Consider the following 17,161-nt stretch of genomic DNA (forward strand, 5'->3'; position numbering starts at 1 on the left):
ATGAGCCAGAAGCTCGACCCTCTCGTATTCCCCCTGCACGGCTCGCGCCTGATCGAGGCCTCGGCCGGCACCGGCAAGACCTGGACCATCGCCGCGCTGTACGTGCGCCTGGTGCTGGGTCACGGTGGCGACGACGCCTTCGTGCGCCCGCTGTTGCCGTCCGAGATCCTGGTGATGACCTTCACCCGCGCCGCCACGCGCGAGCTGGCCAACCGCGTGCGCGAACGCCTGGTGCAGGCCGCGGCCTATTTCCGTGGCGAGCTGCAACTGGACGACGCGTACCTGGAAGCGGTGGCCGACAGCTACGCCGAAGGCAGTGAGCGCAGCATCGCCGCGCACCGCCTGATGCTGGCCGCCGAGACGATGGACGAGGCGGCGATCTTCACCATCGACGCCTGGTGCCAGCGCATGCTGCGCGAGCACGCGTTCGATTCCGGCAGCCTGTTCGACGAAGAACTGGTGAGCGACGAGCGCCTGCTGTTCGAGGATGCGGCGCACGACTACTGGCGCCAGCACGTGTATCCGCTCGGCGCCGAGCCACTCGACGCCGTGCTGCAGACCTGGAGCGACGTCGAGGCCATGAAGCACGGCGTGCGCGAGCTGGTGCATCGCGGCGCGCTGCTGGGCGAGGTCGCGCAGGAGCCGCTCGGGACACTCGTGGCGCGCCTGGCGCGCGCCCAGCGCGAGGAGCTCGGCCGCCTGAAACAGGGCTGGAGCGAGCGCGCCGATGCGATGGAGCGCTGGATCGCAGGACACCGCGAGCGCGACCCCAAGTGCTTCAACGGCACCAAGATGCGCGCCGATTCGCTGGTCAAGTGGTTCGACGCGCTGCGCACCTGGGCGGCAAACCCGGACCTGCACCTGCCGGACCTGAACGACACCGCCTGGCGCCGCCTGACCCCGGGCGGCATCGAGGACGCGTTCAGCAAGAATTTCTCGACCGAGGTGCCGGATGTTTTCGACGCCACCGCCGCGCTGCAGGAAGCGCTGGGCGCGATGGACCCGATCGCGCACGCACTGCTGCGCCACGCGGCCGGCCACATCGGCGCGCGCATGCAGGAACTCAAGCGCCGCAACCGCCAGTTCGGCTTCGCCGACATGCTCGAGCGCCTGAAGGCCGCGCTGGAAGGCGAAAACGGCGCGGCGCTGCGCCAGCGCATCGTGGAGCAGTACCCGGTGGCCCTGGTCGACGAATTCCAGGACACCTCGCCCGACCAGTACCGCATCTTCGACCTGCTGTACCGGGTGGCCGACAACGACCCGCAGCAAGGCCTGTTCCTGATCGGCGACCCGAAGCAGTCGATCTATGGCTTCCGCGGCGCCGACATCCACAGCTATCTGTCGGCGCGGCGCGCCACCACGGGCCGCCACTACCAGCTCGGCACCAATTACCGCTCGACGGCGGCGCTGGTGGCGTCGGTCAACCAGCTGTTCCTGCACGCCGAACGGAACGCCAACGGCAGCGGCTACAGCGCCGGCGCGTTCCGCTTCCGGCGCGGCGACGATAACCCGCTGCCGTTCGAAGCGGTCGACGCCAAGGGCCACCGCAAACAACTGGTCGGGGTCGAAGGCGAAATGCAGGCGCTGGCCGTCTGCACCACCTGCCGCGACGACCTCAAGGCAGAGGACTACCGCGACTTTTTCGCCCAGCACTGCGCCGAGCATATCGTCGGGCTGCTCAACGACGAGCGCGTGGGTTTTCTCGAGCAGGACGATGAAGTCGACGAGAAATTCACGCGGTTGATGCCGGCCGATATCGCGATCCTGGTGCGCGACCGGCGCGAAGCCGCCGCCATCCGGCGCGCGCTGGCGCGGCGCAAGGTCCCGAGCGTGTACCTGTCGGACAAGGATTCGGTGGTCGAAAGCGAAGAGGCGCTTGATGTGCTGCGCTGGCTGTACGCGGTCGCCAACCCGCTCGACGGCGGCCTGGCGCGCGCGGCGTTTGCCACGCGCACCGCAGGCCTGGGCCTGGCCGAACTGGCGCGCTTCTCGCACGACGAGCTGGCGTGGGAAGCGCGCGTCGAGCAACTGAAGGCGCTGCACGGCATCTGGCAGCGGCGCGGCGTGCTGGCCATGCTGCGCAGCTTCATCCACGAACTCGGCCTGCCGGCGCGCCTGCTGCGCGAAGCGGGCGGCGAGCGGCGCCTGACCAACCTGTTGCACCTGGCCGAGCTGCTGCAGGAAGCCAGCGCCCAGCTGGAAGGCGAACAGGCGCTGACGCGCTGGTTCGCCGAGCAGATCGAGGGCCTGGGTTCGGGCGGCGACGAACGGGTGCTGCGCCTGGAAAGCGACGCCGAGCTGGTGAAGGTGGTCACGGTCCATAAATCGAAGGGCCTGGAGTATCCGCTGGTGTACCTGCCGTTCGCGGTCACCGCGCGGCGTACCGATCGCCGCAACCGCGCCTTCTTCGAATACGTCGATCCCGATGGCGAACGCCACCTCGACCTGGCGCTGTCGGACGACGCGCTCGACGCGGTCGACCGCGCCCGCATCGAGGAAGACCTGCGCCTGCTGTACGTGGCGGTCACGCGCGCGCGCCACTTTTTGTGGCTGGGCGCGGCGGCGGTGGCGTCCGGGCGCAAGGGCGACAACCGGCTGCACGAATCGGCGCTCGGCTACCTGCTGGGCGGAGGCGACGCGATCGCCGCCGGCGCGCTGCGCGACCATTTCGAGCGCCTGCGCGGCGACGTGGATGGCATCGCGCTGCACGAGCTGGAGCCGGCGGAAGGACTGACGATGCTGGCCCGTCACGACGCGCGTCCCGAGCTGCTGGAGGCGCCGCGCTACCACGCCGACTTCGAGCGCGACTGGGCGGTCGGCTCGTTCACGTCGCTCACACGCCATGCGGTAGCGCCGCCGGCGCCGATGCGGGCGCAGGAACAGACGCTGATGGAAGAAGCGCCGCAGGTCGTCACGCCGCCGCGCATCGAAGACGCGCCATGGCACCGCTTCCCGCGCGGCTCGGTGCCCGGCAACTTCCTGCACGAGCAGCTCGAATGGCTGGCGCGCGAGGGCTTCGACTGTCTGCACGATCCGAACTGTGAAGCGCGGCTGGTGCAGCGCATCGAACGCGCCGGCTGGGGCCATCGGCTCGACGATGCGCTGGCCTGGTTGCGCGCGATCGTCGACACGCCGCTGCCGCCGCTGGGCGTGGCCCTTAGCGGCCTGCGTGGCGTGCTGCCCGAGATGGAATTCTGGTTCCCGAGCGAGCAGCTCAAGTTGCCGAAACTCGATGCCCTGTGCCGCAAACACCTGCTGGGCGCGGTCGAGCGGCCGACGCTGCCCGAGAAAACCCTGCATGGCATGCTGAAAGGCTTTGCCGACCTGGTGTTCGAAATCGATGGCCGCTACTGGGTGCTGGACTACAAGTCGAACGCGCTCGGCACCGGCGACGATGCCTACACCCGGCTGGCGATGGAAGCCGGCATGGCCGGCCACCGCTACGACATCCAGGGCACGATCTACATGCTGGCGCTGCACCGGCTGCTGCGCGCGCGTTTGGGCGATGCCTACGAACCCGAATATCAGCTGGGCGGGGCGCTGTTCCTGTTCCTGCGCGGGATCGCCAACCCCGAGACGCACGGCTGCTGCGTGCTGGCGCCGGACATGGAGCTGCTGGACAAACTGGAACGACTGCTGGACAAGAACGATGGCCAAGACGAGTACTAAAAGCGCCGGCCCGGCGAACATCGACGCGCTCTGGGACCAGATCGGCGCGCTGACCGAGGCCGGCGAATTGCGCCGGCTGTCGAATGCGTTCGCGCGCTTCGTCGCTTCGCTCGGCAGCGCGCCGCCGCCGCTGGTGCTGGCGGCCGCCGTGCTGTCCGAGCTGGAAGGCCATGGCCACAGCTGCGTGCAGCTGGCCGACCTGGCCGAAGCCGAGGGCAGCGCCGGCCTGGCGCCGCTGCTGGGCTGGAGCGAAGAGCAATGGCGCGCGCTGGCGGCGCTGGCCGGGCCGCTGCCGAAAGGCGTCAAGGGTTGGCACACGCTGCTGTCCGGCTGCGAGCAGGTGTGGGACCGCGAGTCGTTCGACTACGACCAGCCGCTGGTGCTGGACGGCGAGCGCCTGTATCTGCGCCGCTACTGGCGCGACGAGACCCAGGTGGCGCGCGCCGTGCGCCAGCGCGCCGAAGCGGCGCTGCCGGTCGATACGGCGGCGGTGCGCGGCTGGCTCGACACGCTGTTCCCGGCGCAGCCCGATGCGCCGGCGCCGGACTGGCAAAAGCTGGCCTGCGCCATCGCCCTGCGCGGCGCAGTGGCGATCATCACGGGCGGCCCCGGCACCGGCAAGACCTATACCGTGGCGCGCCTGCTGGCGCTGCTGTTCGCGACCGCGCCCGAGGCCAGTCGCCAGCGCGTGGCCCTGGCCGCACCGACCGGCAAGGCGGCGGCGCGCCTGAAGCAGTCGATCGACAAGGCGCTGGGCGAACTGGCCGAGCGCGTCGGCGACCGCCTGCCGTTGCGCGAGCTGACGGGCCGCATGGGCGCGGCGCGCACGCTGCACAGTCTCCTGGGCGCGCGGCCCGACACCCGCGCCTTTGCCCACCACCGCGGCAATCCGCTCGACGTCGACGTGCTGATCGTCGACGAAGCGTCGATGGTGCACCTGGAGATGATGGCCAGCCTGCTCGATGCGCTGCCGCCGACGGCGACATTGATCCTGCTGGGCGACAAGGACCAGCTGGCGTCGGTGGAGGCAGGCGCGGTGCTGGGCGACCTGTGCCACGACGCGCACGACGGCAACTACGATGCCGACACGCTGGCCTACGTGGCTGCCGCCAGCGGCGAGGCGATCCCCGCGCAGTATGCCGGCGCCGGCGGCCCGCTGGCCCAGCAGACCGTGATGCTGCGCCACAGCCGCCGCTTCGGCGGCCCGATCGGGCAGCTGGCGCTGGCCATCAACGCGGGCGACGGCGACCGCGCCGAGGACGTGCTGCGCGCGGGCGAGGGCAGCGTGCACTGGATCGAGGGTGCGCAGCCGGCGCAGTTGCTGGCGCTGGCGCAAACCGGCTACGCGCCGTACCTGGAGCATCTGCGCGCCGGCGAGCAGGGCGACCATGAGGCGTGGGTACGCGGCGTGCTGCAGAAGTTCGAGGCGTTCCGCATCCTGTGCGCGGTGCGTGACGGCGAGTGGGGCGTGGCGGGACTGAACGAGGCGATCGAGAAGCGCCTGGAGTCGGCGCGGCTGTTGCGGCGCAGCGGCGAGTGGTATGTCGGGCGGCCGGTGATGGTGACCCGCAACGACTACGCGACCTCGGTGTTCAATGGCGACATCGGCGTCACCCTGCCGGATCCGGCGCGCGCCGGGGCGCTGCGGGTCTACTTCCTGGAAGGGGACAAGGTGCGCAGCGTGCTGGCCACGCGCCTGCGCAATGTGGAGACGGCGTTCGCGATGACCGTGCATAAATCGCAGGGCTCGGAGTTCGCGCACACGGTGCTGGCCTTGCCGCGCGAGCGCAATGCGGTGTTGACGCGCGAGCTGGTGTACACCGGGATCACGCGCGCCAGTAAAGAGTTTACGCTGGTGACGCCGGCCGGCGACGTGCTGTTCGACGCGATTGCACGGCGGACGCACCGCACCAGCGGCTTGCAGGAATTGATCGGATAGGAGACGGCGGTGCGTGCATCGGGATGGCTGGTCGGCGGTGTGCTCGGTATCGGTGTCGTCCATGCGGCCAGCGCCAGCTGGCCCGAGCCGCCCGTGCACGAGGGAGTGCGGGTGGTGCGCGTGACGGTGCTGCTCACGCCTCCGGGAATGCGTTTCTCCGCGCCGCTGACCTATGCCGGGCTGCAGGCGGTCGGCTGCCGCTTCAGCACCGCATTCCGACCCGACCGGCAGGCGGCTCTGGTGGATATCATGGAGCGTCACCTGCTCCACAGTCAGTCGAGCCGCTTCAGCACCGCCTCTCTGCGCAATGCGATCGAACTGCATCTGCACGACGGCGCCGTGCTGCGCTACACCTTTGGCGATGATTCCGCGGCCGACGGTGTGGTCGATGGCTGGCGTGATCGCCGGGGTGGCACGCGTGGCACGGGGTCGGCATCGATGCCGGTGGTCGCACTGCGCGGTTTCCTGCGCGAGGTACGGGCCTGGGCCGCCGGCGACGTCGGCCGCGTCAACGTCGAGCCAGAATGCCTGCGCGATCCGCAACCATCGATACCGAGCAAATAAAAAGGGCCCTGACTGGCCCCTTGGGTTGATGCGCTGTACGTTTCGCGGCGTGATCAGTCGCGACGCTTGCGCGCCGTCTTGACCTTCGCCTGCTTGCGCTTGCTGACCGCCTTCGCTTTCGCGCCCGACTTGGCGCGCGCGCTCGCCTTCGCCTTCGAGCGCCCGGCGCTGGCCTTGATGCGTGGACCGCCGGTGGCGGCGCGCGCGACACGGGCCACCGGCTCGTCGCCGGTGATGAAGCGGCGGATATTCAGCGCGTCCATGATGCGCGCCGACGAGGCGCCAGCGTTGAGCAGCACCAGGGTCGCGTTCTTGCCGGCGGCCTTGATGTTCATGATCAGGCAGCGGCCCGCTTCGTTGGTGAAGCCGGTTTTCGACAGGCCGACGTCCCAGCCCTTGGCGCCGACCAGGCGGTTGGTGTTGCGGTATTCGACGCCGCGGCCGTTGATGTCGATGATGTCGCGGGTCTCGGTGGTCATGCGCACGATCTCGGGATACCTGGTCGAGGCGGTGGCCATCTTGACCAGGTCGGTCGCGGTCGAGCGGTTGTGCGGTGACAGGCCGGTCGGCTCTTCGATCGAGGTCTGGGTCATGCCCAGCGCGTGGATCTTGCGGCGCACGGCAGCCTTGAAGCCTTCCTTGCCGCCCGGGTAGGTGCGGGCCAGCGCGGCGGCGGCGCGGTTATCCGACGACATCAGCGCCAGGTGCAGCACGTCGCGGCGCGAGATGCTGGCGCCGACCGGCACGCGCGAGCTGCTGTATTTGACGGTGTCGACGTCGCTGCGGTCGATTTCGATCTGCTCGTCCATGTCCAGCTTGGCGTCGAGCACGACCATCGCCGTCATCAGCTTGGTCAGCGAGGCGATCGGCACCACCTGGTCGGCATTCTTTTCGATCAGCACCTTGCCGGTGCCGTCTTCTACTACTAGTACCGACTGCGAGCCGAACGGCACTGCGAATGCAGCGGCCGAGAACGTCATCAGCGCGGTGGCGAACAATTTCTTGATCATTGGGCGATTTGAATTCGGGTGGAGGTTGAACGTCACGGGCGCCAGGCGGCGCTTTCAACATCTGTCTGTAGGGCAACTACAGAATTGAACGATAGCATCTATACGCAATGCATGTCTATGGCGCACAAGAAAATTCCCCTAAAGCAGAAGAAAATTTTACTGAAATGTGACACCTTGGTGAACTGAATTTATTGGTTGAAATAATTAATGAGCAAGCTCAATAGATTCGGTCGGAGATAATGGATGAGTTACGCCCACAAATAAAAACAGCCCCGCACGGAGCAGGGCTGTTTATTTATCCAGTATTTATTGACGATCTGTTCAATATTTATTTCGACTGATAAATCTTATCGAATTCGCCGCCATCGTCGAAGTGGCGCTTCTGCGCTGCGCGCCAGCCGCCGAATACCTCGTCCACGGTGAACAGGCTGATCGGCTTGTAATTGGCCGCGTATTTCTTCATCACGTTTTCATTGCGCACGCGCATGAAGTGCTTGGCGCCGAATTCCTGGCCGGCCGGCGAATACAGGAAGTTCAGGTAAGCGGTCGCCGGCTGGCGCAGCTTGCGGCGGTCGACCACCTTGTCGACCACGGCCACCGGCGATTCGGCCAGGATCGAAGTCGCCGGATAGACGACTTCGAAGTTATTGCCGAATTCCTGGCGCACCATGCTCACTTCGTTTTCGAAGGTCACCAGCACGTCGCCGATCTGGCGCTGGGTGAAGGTGGTGGTGGCTGCGCGGCCGCCGCCGTCCAGGATCGGCACGTTCTTGAAGATCTTGCCGACCAGCTCGCGCGCCTGGGCTTCGTTGCCGCCTTTCTTGATCACCGAGCCCCAGGCCGCCAGATAGGTATAGCGGCCGTTGCCGGCGGTCTTCGGATTCGGGATCACCACCTGCACGCCCGAACGTGCCAGGTCTTGCCAGTCGCGCACCCCCTTCGGATTGCCTTTGCGGACCAGGAACACCATGGTCGAGTAATACGGCGCCGCATTGTTCGGGAACTTCCTGGCCCAGTCCTTCGCCACCAGGCCGCGGTCGGCCAGCATGTCGATGTCGTTGGCCTGGTTCATCGTCACCACCGAAGCTTCCAGGCCGTCGGCCACCGCGCGCGCCTGCTTGCTCGAGCCGCCGTGCGATTGCTTGACGGTCACGGTCTGGCCGGTCTGCTGTTTATAGGCAGCGATGAAGGCCGGGTTCACGTCCTTGTAGAGCTCGCGCGCAACGTCGTACGACACGTTCAGCAGTTCGGTCTGGGCCGCGGCCTGCACCGACAGGGTGCTGCCGGCCGCCATGGCCAATACCAGCAGCGCGCGGCGCAGGGAGCTGGAAGGGGAGTTGCGCATGGTGTTCTCGCTTATCTCTAAGAGTAATGACAGTGTGCATGTTCCCTAATTTCCGCTTTGAACGGAACAATACTTTCGTCATATCCTTATTCGCAGCACGCGCTTGGGGGCGCGCCGAGCAGACCCCGGCGGTTTCGGTGTATAGTCGAGGTCATGCGACGCCCGAGGGCGCCCTGATAGTTGCCCCACGTTGTCCACGCTGTTTTGTTCGAGTAGAGATGTAATGTCCACGCGTATCCAGATTCGCAGGGCGCTCCCTGACGACGCGCCGGCTGCCTGCGCCCTGCTGCGGCGCTCCATCGAGGAAGGTTGCCGCGACGAACATCGCGACCAGCCGGCCGTGCTCGACGCGTGGCTCGGCAACAAAACGCCGGCCACGGTCCTGGCCTGGTTTTCGTCTCCCGTCAATTACGCCCTGGTCGCCGAGAGCGAAGGGCAGCTGGTCGGACTGGCGCTCCTGACCCAGGCCGGCAAGGTGGCGCTGTGCTATGTGCTGCCCGAGGCGCTGCGCTGCGGCGTCGGCCGCGCACTGCTGACCGCGCTGGAAGAGCAGGCGCGCGCCTGGAACATCACCAAGCTCAGCCTGCACAGCCCGGCCGGCGCCAGCACCTTCTTCGAACGCCACGGCTTTCTGAATGCCGGCAAGGACAAGGCCTGCTTCGGCCTCGAATGCGACCTGTTGTGGAAACGCCTCGACGGCGCGTGCGATCCCAAGGCCAGCAAGCGTTTCTGCAACTGCGGCGACTGATATTTCGCTCGCGCACGCCATTGCGCTGACGTGTGCTGTTCCAATAAGCTATAGTAGGCGCCATCGCAATGATGAGTTCCGCATAAGTAACGGACGAGCAATCCCATGGCTTCACGCAGAGACTTCCTTTACCAGGGCGCCCGCCTGGCCGCCCTTGGCGCCGTCGGCACGCCCCTGATCGGCGCCGCCACCGAGCTGCAACCCCCGCCCGACCTGTTCGATTCGCAAGCGCTGGACCTGGATTTCTGGGTCAAGCCGCGCACGCTGTCGGTCACCCGCCCGCAAAGCAATGAAAAAGCGACCCTGCTGTACTGGAAGGACGGCGAGGTGATCGAGTCGGCCTACCAGCAGCTGTGCCACCTGCTGCGCGACGTCAACGGCCGCGAGACCGCGCCGATCGACCCCAAGCTGCTCGAGATGCTGTGGAGCACGCAAGCCTTCATCGCGCGCTACGGGCTGAACCAGCCGGTCGAGATCCTGTCGGGCTACCGCACGCCGGCCTCCAACAAGCGCCTGCAGGAAGCCGGCATCCCGGCCGCGCGCAAGTCGCTGCACATGGTCGGCAAGGCGGCCGACATCCGCCTGGCCAAGCTGAACGAGGAAGTGCTCGGCGGCCTGATCCGCAGCTTCCGCGGCGGCGGGGTCGGCTACTACTACCGCTCCGGTCCGCGCGGCGGCTGGATCCACGCCGACACCGGCCTGGAACGCACCTGGAAGGGTTGACAGGTTCCGTCGCGCTTTTGCACCAAATCGGTACAACGCGTGCGAGCGTGTCGGATTTCTTTTGCTAGTATTGTTGCAAGGGCCGGGGCGACGCGTCCCGGCAATCCAACTCTCGTCAAGGAGGCTGTGATGGCAACAATCAATGCACCAACCATGGACCGCCGCACCATGCCCGACCGCCGGGTGGCCGTCCGTTCGCACCAACGCTCCACCATGTCCGCGATGGACTACCTGGCAATGGCGCTCCTGATCATCGGTGGCCTCAACTGGGGCATGGTCGGTCTGTTCAACGTCGATATGGTCGCTACGCTGTTCGGCCCGGGCAGCGCGCTGACGCGCGTGGTGTACGTGCTGGTCGGTATCGCGGCGCTGTACTCGGTGTACACCACGGCCAAGATGGCCAGCAGCAAGCGAACCTGAGGCATGCAGGAGAAACTGCGCGTCGGCCTGATTTCCGATACGCATGGGTTGCTGCGTCCGCAGGCGCTGGATTACCTGCGGGGCAGCGCCCACATCATCCACGCCGGCGACATCGTCGATCCGGCGACCCTCGAGCAGCTGGCCACGCTGGCGCCGCTGACGGCCGTGCGCGGCAATAACGACCGTGGCGCGTGGGCCAATGCGTTGCCGGAATCCGTTACGCTGACGCTGGGCGGCGTCGCCATTCACGTGATCCACGATCTCAAAGAACTGGCGCTCGACCCCATTACGGAAGGCGTTCGCGTGGTGATCGCCGGTCACTCGCACAAGCCGGCCTGCAGCGAGCAGGGCGGCGTGCTGTACGTGAATCCCGGCGCTGCCGGGCGGCGTCGCTTCAAGCTGCCGGTGTCGGTGGGCGAACTGCTGGTCGAAGACGGGCAAGTCAGCGTACGCCTGGTCACCCTCGACGTACCGTGAGGCCGGGCGACACAACCCCGTGCGCGAAAACAGCGCCTCCGCCCTGGCGCAAAATCCCGTAAGATACTGCCCGTCTACTCACACGTGCAGCACATGAATCCTTCGACCGACCAGCCGCCCCGTTTCAAACCCCGTCCCTGGACCCCGCTCGAGACGCCGCAGGACGTCGAGCTCTGGATCGACGAACACAATGCCGCGATGGTCGATGCCTTCAAGCCGCAGGAAACAGGCGTCGGCATCTGCTTCACGCTGGCCGAAGGCGGCAACCTGCATATGCAAACCACGGAGGATGCGGTGATCCTCGACGTCGACCAGGACGCCGCCTGGATCGCTCCCCTGATCATGGCCGCCACCGGCGCCGAGCAGCCGCGCGGCCAGATCTGGGTGCTGCCCGACGACCGGCTGGTGCAACTGATCCTGGGCTTGTCGACGCTGGTGCAGAGCACCACCCTGGTCAGCGGCCACAACTTCGGCACGCACGGCCGCCGCGCCTGGTAAGCCTCAGCACGTAAAGCATCAGTAAGGCAGGCCGCTCACGTCGAGCCGGGTCTGCCATACGGCGCCGGCGCCGGTAATGTACAGCGTCTTGCCATCCTTGCCGCCGAAGGCGACGTTGGTGACGTTGGCGTCGACCCGGATCGTCGCCAGTTCGCGTCCCTGCGGCGAGAACACGCGCACGCGCCTGGCGCCGTGTTCGGTGGCGTACAGGTTGCCGTGGCAATCGAGGGTCATGCCGTCGCCGGTCTCGATCCCCTTGACCAGCTCGCGTCCGGTCTGCGGCATCTTGCCCTTGACGTCGTAGCTGCGAATAGCTCCGTCGCCGGCCACCACGTAGAGCTGCGCGCCGTCGAGCGACAGCGCGATCCCGTTCGGATTGCGCCGGCTGCCGTCGACCAGCGTCACCTGTCCATCCACGCCTACCCGGTAGATGCCGGTCACCGGCTGGCCGCCGGGCGCCGCCGCCTGCTGGAAGTCGGGATCGGTGAAATAGATCGTGCCGTCGTGCGCGATGGCGATGTCGTTCGGCGAGTTGAACACATTGCCCTGGTAGCGCCCCGCGACGTCGCTGCGCTTGCGGCTGCCCAGGTCATAGCGCGACAGCGACTTGGTCTTGTGGGTGGCGGCGACCAGTGTGCCATCGCGGTCCACTGCCAGGCCGTTGCTGCCGGCATCCTCGATGGCCGTAGTCACCTTGCCGTCGAGCGTCAGCTTGCGCACGCGCGATGGGAAACCCTGACTGAAACTGAAATCCGAGAAGTACAAGGCATCCTTGATCCAGACCGGGCCTTCGTACAGGCCCGGCTCGCTGCGGCTGGGCGTGACTGCGGCGATGCGCTGGGCGTCCAGTTCGCCCGACGGTGGCTTGCCACACGAAGTGGGCAAGGGTGTCGCGGCAAGCGCGGCGCCATGGCCCAAGAAGGCCAGCGCGGCGCCGGCCAGCAGGGTGCGTGGGGAGGGAAGGCGGGATCGGATCGTGGACAGGGTCATCGGCTAAGTTCTCTCAGGGTGAGTCAAGCTGCGGGAAAGGTCGGGCTTACGCGGTGTTATCGCTACCATTTCAATCGGAACAATTGTATCCTTATCAAGGACTGCATTGCGCATGCCCGTGTCGCGGCAGTGCAAAAGCTGGTCCGACAACGCATACAAACAAGGAGATGGTGATGATCGATCTGAATCGGCGCGGCCTGATGCTGGCCGCGGGAGGCGCGCTGGCAAGCGGCGCGATGGGCATGCCGGCCTGGGCGCAGCAGCCGGGACGCAAGCTGGGCTATGCCATCGTCGGCCTGGGCGGCTACGGCCTGGGCATCATCATCCCGCAATTCAAGAACTGCCAGCACAGCAAACTGGTCGCGCTGGTCAGTGGCGACCCGGCCAAGGCGAAAAAGGTCGCGGCCGACCATGGCGTCCCCGAGCGCGGCATCTACAACTACCAGAACTTCGACAGCATCCGCGACAATCCGGACGTCGACATCGTCTACATCTGCCTGCCGGTCTCGATGCACCTGGAGTACACCGAGCGCGCCGCTGCTGCCGGTAAGCACGTGCTGTGCGAAAAGCCGATGGCCTTGACCTCGAAAGAGTGCGAGCAGATGATCGCCGCCTGCCGCAAGGCCGGCAAGAAACTGATGATCGGCTACCGCAGCCACTTCGAGCCGCACAACCTGGAGGCGATGCGCCGTGCGCGCTCGGGCGAGATCGGGAAGCTGCGCTATTTCCGTTCCGAGCACGGTTTCACGGCGAGCGGCGGCCCGGACAACTGGCGCCTGAAAAAGGCGATGTCGGGCGGCGGCTCGATGATGGACATCGGCATCTACGCGCTGCAGGCGGCGCGCTACATGGTGGGCGAGGAGCCGATCGCCGTCTACGCCAAGGAAACCACCGACAAGAGCGATCCGCGCTTCCGCGAAGTGGAAGACATGATCGAGTTCCAACTCGAATTCCCGTCCGGCGTGATCGGGTCGTGCATGTCGATGTACAGCGCCAACCAGAACCACCTGTTGCTGATGGGCGACAAGGGCCGCATCGAGATGGAGCCGGCCACCGGCTACGACGGCCACAAGCTGTGGGTCGGCAAGAACCGCAGCGACGAGACCCTGGTCACGCCGAAGCCGGGGCCGGCCGCGACCCAGTGGGCCGGCCAGCTCGACCACATGTCGCAGTGCGTGCTGCAGAACCGCGAACCGATCGTGGCCGGCGAAGAGGGCTTGCGCGACATCCGCATCATCGAGGCGGTGTACCGTTCGGCGCGCGAGCAGAAGCGCATCGCGCTGCGCTGAACCGGTATTGACGAGCGCATCGAGCGTTGGCGATTTCGTAATCGTGTTATCAGGCAAGAATTTTTAGTGTAGAGTCGCGGGTTTGCGCGGCGACCGAGAGTTCGTCGCATCCGGGCCGCCGCCCCCACTTCTTCCTGATCTTCGCGCCATGACGCTTTCCTCGATGCGCGACGCCTGGCGCCAGGCCGTCGCCCGCGCGCCGCTGCGCTATGCCGTGGCGTGTGCGCTGTTCGCCATCGCCCTGGTGGCGCGCTTCCTGCTGGTGGACGTGCTGCCGGCGCGCGGCTTTCCCTTCCTGTCGTTCTTCCCGGCGGTGCTGATCACCACCTGGCTGGTCGGGCTCGGCCCGGGCCTGCTGGTGGCGGCGCTCAGCACGGTGTCGGCCTGGGCTTTTTTCATGGGGCCGCCGCTGGCCTTGTGGAACATGGCGCGCAGCGATCTGATCGCGCTGGTGTTCTTCGCCGGCATCCTGGTGGTCGACTGCATCGTCATCGAGCTGATGAATTCGGCGATGAGCCGGCTGCGCACCACCAGCGAAAAGCTGCGCCGCAGCGAGCAGGAACTGCTGGCGCGCGAAGCCGAGCTGCGCGAAGCCGACCGTCAGAAAGATGTGTTCCTGGCCATGCTGGCGCACGAGCTGCGCAACCCGCTGGCGCCGATCCGCTCGGCGGCCCAGCTGATCTCGGCCATCGACCCGGACGACGACAAGGTGCGGCGCGCCGCCGCCATCATCGCGCGCCAGAGCGGACAATTGACGCGGCTGGNCGCTCGGCGGCCCAGCTGATCTCGGCCATCGACCCGGACGACGACAAGGTGCGGCGCGCCGCCGCCATCATCGCGCGCCAGAGCGGACAATTGACGCGGCTGGTGGACGATCTGCTGGACGTGTCGCGCATCCAGTCGAGCAAGCTGACCCTGCGCCTGGCGCACGTCGACCTGCGCCAGGTGGTCGAGGGCGCGCTGGAAACCTGCCAGCCGCTGATCGAGGCGGCCGGGCACGACTTCAGCGCCAGCCTGCCGGCCACGCCGGTGCCGGTATGCGTGGACGCGGTGCGCATCGCGCAGTGCGTGTCGAACCTGCTGAATAATGCGATCAAGTTCACGCCGGACGGCGGACGCATCGCTCTGGCGCTGGCGTTGCGCGCCGACGGCTATGTCGCCATCACCGTCAGCGACAGCGGACGCGGCATTGCGCCGGCCATGCTGCCCAAGCTGTTCGGCATGTTCGCGCAAGAACATGCCAGCGGCATGCACGGCAACAGCGGCCTGGGCATCGGCCTGGCCCTGACGCGCCACCTGGTCACCCAGCACGGCGGCCGGATCGACGCCCATAGCGACGGACCCGGCAGCGGAGCGCGCTTCGAGATCGTGCTGCCGCTGGCGCAGGACGCGGCGCCGCCGCAAGCCGACGCGGCGCCGGACGGCGCCGTGCCGGCTCCAGCGGCGGCGACGGTGCTGGTGGTCGACGACAACGTCGATGCGCTGCAGATGATGCAGGCCCTGCTCGAGATGGAAGGCTACCGCGTCCTCAGCGCGCAGGACGGCGCCGGCGCGTTGCGCGCAATCGCGGCGGGGCGGCCGGACGTGGTGCTGCTCGACGTCGGACTGCCGGACATGTCGGGCACCGATGTGGCGCTGCGTGCCCGCGCCGCCGGCTTGCTGGGTCCGCGCACGCTGCTGGTGGCGCTGACCGGCTGGAGCGACGAGGTCTCGCGCGCGGCGTCCAAGGCGGCCGGCATCGCGCACCACCTGAACAAGCCGGTGCAGCTGGCGCATTTGCTGGAATTGATGCGCGCGCACCTGGCGCCGGAGCGGCCGGCCGCATCCACAGCCAGGGCCGAGGCAGAAGCGGCGCTGGACGCCTGAACGCCGCCGGCCGCCGTGCCGGGCGTCGACCCGCCATCCTGTTCGTCACCGACTAGTCATGCTGCGTGCTTTTCGGTTATAAAGCGCGTATGACCGTTGTTCGGAGTAGCCGATGCGCGAGATGGGAATGGGGCGGGGACGACGCTTGCTGTCGATGTTGGCAACCGGGCTGGTGTTTGCAAGCGGCGCGGCCCATGGCGCCGACTTGCTGGATCAGGTCAGGACGCGCGGCGCCTTGCGCATCGCACTCGAGGGCAGCTATCCGCCCTTTAACTTTCGCGATCCGCAGAGCGGGCAACTTACCGGCTACGACGCCGACGTGGCGCGCCTGGTCGCGGCCGGGCTGGGCGTGAAGCCGCAGTTCGTGGTCAGCGAATGGTCGGCCATCCTGCCCGGGCTGGCAGCGGGCAAGACCGACGTCGCCGTCAGCCAGGTCCACGTGACGCCGGCGCGCCAGCGCGACTTCGGCTTCTCGGCGCCGTACACCTATTCCGCGCCGCAACTGATCGTGCGCAGCAACGAGCGCGCCAGCGTGCGCGGCCTGGCCGACCTCAAGGGGCGCACGGTGGGCGTCGGGCAGGGCAGCGTCTATGAACAGCAGGCGCGCGCCGTGCCCGGGATCGCGATCCGCAGCTATCCGGCCGCAGCCGAGAACCTGCAGGACCTGGCCTTCGGGCGCATCGACGCCGTGCTCAACGACAGCCTGATGGTGGCCTATCTGCTGAAAAATTCCAGCTTGCCGCTGCGCGCCGGGCCGCGCGTGGGGCCGGTCGAGCGCACCGCGGTGGCGTTTCGGGGCGGCAATCCGCGTTTCAAGGTGGCGGTCGACCTGGTGCTGGACAAGGCGCGCGCCAGCGGCGTGCTGCGCCGCCTTTCCTTGAAGTGGTTCGGGGTGGACGCCAGCCGCGAGGCGCGCTGAGGTCAGGAAACGCGCACAAAGAAAACGGCGCGGCCTCGTGCGAGGACCGCGCCCTGGATCGAACTGCCGTGACCTTGCTGCGTCAACGGTGCTTGTCCTGCAGATTATCCCAGTCGGTTTGCAACGCGTCGTTCTGCGAGGCGGACTGGCTGTTGCCCTGCTTGCTGTTCAGGTCGTCCAGCGCCGGAGTGCCTCCGGATGCGTGCTGGCCGCCGTGTTGCTGACTCTGGCCTTGCTGCTGGCCACCTTGCTGGCCTTGCTGCTGGCTGCCGATATTCTGCTGGCCGCCGCTGCTCGGCTGTTTGCCGCTTGACTGCTTGTTGCCTTGCTGCTGATCGCTTTGCAGATTGCTGCCCTGAAGATGTCCGCTCTGCTGGTTCCCAATGTCCTGCTGCCCGCCGGCGCTTTGCTGGTTGCCGGCGCTCTGGCCGGCGCGGCTGGCTGCGGAACCCATGTCGTCCAACTCGGGGTAGCTCGGATTTTTGTCGCTATGGCCCTTGTTTTCACCCATGCTGGTCTCCTTGCACTGAATGTCGAGGAGTCCCATGCTACGCCTGCCAGCGCCTGTGCCAATCGGATAATTGGAGGGCACTTCGTAGGAAGTTTCGGACAAAGCCAGCAGTAAAATACTGGCTTCAAGCGACCCTTTACATGTTCGGGTAGTTCGGTCCGCCGCCGCCTTCCGGCGTGACCCAGACGATGTT

General features: G+C 67.0%; 16 protein-coding genes. 12 read left to right on the plus strand and 4 right to left on the minus strand.

All coding sequences use genetic code 11. The features are described from left to right. From recB to QPK27_RS21580, 3 genes are read left to right on the plus strand one after another with little or no spacing between them, the layout of a single operon-like run. Entirely contained in the window at positions 1-3,669 is a 3,669-nt protein-coding gene (gene recB, locus QPK27_RS21570; RefSeq protein ID WP_290420234.1) for an exodeoxyribonuclease V subunit beta, read from the plus strand. Continuing rightward, positions 3,650-5,608 (plus strand): exodeoxyribonuclease V subunit alpha, encoded by a 1,959-nt coding sequence (recD, locus tag QPK27_RS21575; protein WP_290420235.1) that lies wholly within the window; start codon positions 3,650-3,652, stop codon positions 5,606-5,608. The genes recB and recD overlap by 20 nt, the downstream gene beginning before the upstream one ends. Before the next feature lie 9 nt (positions 5,609-5,617). Next, positions 5,618-6,172, plus strand: a complete 555-nt coding sequence (locus QPK27_RS21580; protein WP_290420236.1) for a hypothetical protein — start codon at positions 5,618-5,620, stop codon at positions 6,170-6,172. Between the two features lie 53 nt (positions 6,173-6,225). Here QPK27_RS21580 and QPK27_RS21585 read toward each other — a convergent pair whose 3' ends face one another. Together QPK27_RS21585 and QPK27_RS21590 are read right to left on the minus strand one after the other, a co-directional pair. Further along, positions 6,226-7,182 carry a serine hydrolase gene (locus QPK27_RS21585; protein WP_290420237.1) on the minus strand — a complete coding sequence of 319 codons (957 nt, stop codon included), beginning with the start codon at positions 7,180-7,182 and terminating at the stop codon, positions 6,226-6,228. A 328-nt stretch (positions 7,183-7,510) separates the two neighbouring features. After that, positions 7,511-8,527, minus strand: a complete 1,017-nt coding sequence (locus tag QPK27_RS21590) for a sulfate ABC transporter substrate-binding protein (RefSeq protein ID WP_290420238.1) — start codon at positions 8,525-8,527, stop codon at positions 7,511-7,513. A gap of 223 nt (positions 8,528-8,750) precedes the next feature. Here QPK27_RS21590 and QPK27_RS21595 point away from each other — a divergent pair, with 223 nt between their 5' ends. From QPK27_RS21595 to QPK27_RS21615, 5 genes are all read left to right on the plus strand, one after another. Then, positions 8,751-9,275, plus strand: coding sequence for a GNAT family N-acetyltransferase (locus QPK27_RS21595; RefSeq protein ID WP_290420239.1), 525 nt, complete (start codon positions 8,751-8,753; stop codon positions 9,273-9,275). Between the two features lie 105 nt (positions 9,276-9,380). Continuing rightward, positions 9,381-9,998, plus strand: coding sequence for a DUF882 domain-containing protein (locus tag QPK27_RS21600; protein ID WP_290420240.1), 618 nt, complete (start codon positions 9,381-9,383; stop codon positions 9,996-9,998). A gap of 129 nt (positions 9,999-10,127) precedes the next feature. Then, on the plus strand, positions 10,128-10,418 hold the full coding sequence (locus QPK27_RS21605) for a DUF378 domain-containing protein (protein WP_290420241.1): 291 nt from the start codon (positions 10,128-10,130) through the stop codon (positions 10,416-10,418). 3 nt (positions 10,419-10,421) lie between these two features. Further along, complete coding sequence (locus tag QPK27_RS21610; protein ID WP_290420242.1) at positions 10,422-10,895, plus strand: metallophosphoesterase family protein; 474 nt, start codon at positions 10,422-10,424, stop codon at positions 10,893-10,895. Positions 10,896-10,988: 93 nt separating this feature from the next. Beyond that, complete coding sequence (locus QPK27_RS21615) at positions 10,989-11,393, plus strand: hypothetical protein (RefSeq protein ID WP_290420243.1); 405 nt, start codon at positions 10,989-10,991, stop codon at positions 11,391-11,393. Positions 11,394-11,411: 18 nt separating this feature from the next. On the opposite strand, the gene QPK27_RS21620 is transcribed toward QPK27_RS21615, so the two are convergent. Next, on the minus strand, positions 11,412-12,383 hold the full coding sequence (locus tag QPK27_RS21620) for an SMP-30/gluconolactonase/LRE family protein (RefSeq protein WP_290420244.1): 972 nt from the start codon (positions 12,381-12,383) through the stop codon (positions 11,412-11,414). 173 nt (positions 12,384-12,556) lie between these two features. Between QPK27_RS21620 and QPK27_RS21625 the strand changes: the two genes are divergently transcribed. From QPK27_RS21625 to QPK27_RS21640, 4 genes are all read left to right on the plus strand, one after another. Continuing rightward, the gene (locus QPK27_RS21625; RefSeq protein WP_290420245.1) at positions 12,557-13,672 is read left to right on the plus strand and encodes a Gfo/Idh/MocA family protein; all 1,116 of its coding nucleotides are present in this window, start codon (positions 12,557-12,559) and stop codon (positions 13,670-13,672) included. A gap of 148 nt (positions 13,673-13,820) precedes the next feature. Continuing rightward, the gene (locus tag QPK27_RS21630; protein ID WP_290420246.1) at positions 13,821-14,456 is read left to right on the plus strand and encodes a histidine kinase dimerization/phospho-acceptor domain-containing protein; all 636 of its coding nucleotides are present in this window, start codon (positions 13,821-13,823) and stop codon (positions 14,454-14,456) included. Between the two features lie 29 nt (positions 14,457-14,485). Then, positions 14,486-15,538: a hybrid sensor histidine kinase/response regulator gene (locus QPK27_RS21635; protein ID WP_290420247.1), complete on the plus strand. Its 1,053-nt coding sequence runs from the start codon at positions 14,486-14,488 to the stop codon at positions 15,536-15,538. A gap of 121 nt (positions 15,539-15,659) precedes the next feature. After that, entirely contained in the window at positions 15,660-16,457 is a 798-nt protein-coding gene (locus QPK27_RS21640; protein WP_374047102.1) for a transporter substrate-binding domain-containing protein, read from the plus strand. An 82-nt stretch (positions 16,458-16,539) separates the two neighbouring features. Here the strand turns inward: QPK27_RS21640 and QPK27_RS21645 are convergent, their stop codons facing one another. After that, positions 16,540-17,004 (minus strand): hypothetical protein, encoded by a 465-nt coding sequence (locus QPK27_RS21645; protein WP_290420249.1) that lies wholly within the window; start codon positions 17,002-17,004, stop codon positions 16,540-16,542. Positions 17,005-17,161: the final 157 nt, after the last annotated feature.

Source organism: Massilia sp. YIM B02443 (assembly GCF_030411955.1).
Taxonomy (GTDB): Bacteria; Pseudomonadota; Gammaproteobacteria; order Burkholderiales; family Burkholderiaceae_D; genus Telluria.